Source organism: Streptomyces sp. CC208A (assembly GCF_030010625.1).
Classification (GTDB): domain Bacteria; phylum Actinomycetota; class Actinomycetes; order Streptomycetales; family Streptomycetaceae; genus Streptomyces.
In genome coordinates this window covers 1-739 of record NZ_JASCXN010000117.1, presented here as the reverse complement: position 1 = coordinate 739, position 739 = coordinate 1, and the positions used below count along the sequence as shown (strand labels likewise).

1 protein-coding gene is annotated in these 739 nt (G+C 69.4%); it reads right to left on the bottom strand.

All coding sequences use genetic code 11. The annotated features are described in order from the left end of the window. Positions 1-630 (bottom strand): transposase family protein (locus QK442_RS36245; protein ID WP_282698398.1); only part of this gene is annotated, 630 nt, incomplete at its 3' end. Positions 631-739: the final 109 nt, after the last annotated feature.

Below are 739 nucleotides of genomic sequence, written 5' to 3'. Positions count from 1 at the left end.
CTTCGCGTGGGACCGGTTCACAGCTTGCTGGCCTGCGGAGAGGGCCTCCCACCGTCCCCAGCACGGGGTGCGGACCGTGCCGCCGGCGCCTCGGTATGCCTTGTCGGCCCAGCACGGGATGTCTGCCTCGGTGAGGGCGTCGACGATGCCGTGTTCGCGGGCCGCCCGGATGTCGTGGACGGCGCCGGGCAGGGCCGGTGAGGCCCACAGCAGCCGGCCGAAGGGATCAGCGATGACCTGGACGTTCATCCCGTGCCTCTTGTGCTTGCCGGAGTAGAACGGCCGGTCCGCGGCGATCCGGTCGATCGGCAGGAGCGTGCCGTCCAGGATCAGGTACGCCTTGGCCGAAGCGGTCCGCACCACGTCGGTCAGGACCGGGGCGAGAGCGGCCAGGAGCTCGACCGCCTCGGTGACGTAGCGGTAGGCCGTCGTGGTGCCGATGTCGAATCCGGCGGCGAGCTGGGAGTAGGTGTGGCCCATCCGCAGGTGGGCGAGGGTGAGCAGGGCCTGGCGGCCGGCGCTGAGGCGCCGCCACCGGGAGCCGATCGCGCGACGGTGGCGTCGCAGCTGCTGTGCGAGGAAGCGGAGGGCGGAGCTGGACACGTCGACGCCCGACGGGTAGACAAGCACGTGAAGCCTCTGGTGGAGCTGGTTCTCTTGGTCGAAAACCCATCTACCAGGGGCTTCACCATGTTGTCAGCCCAACAGCCGCACTTCAGAACCAGGTTGGAAAAGGCTC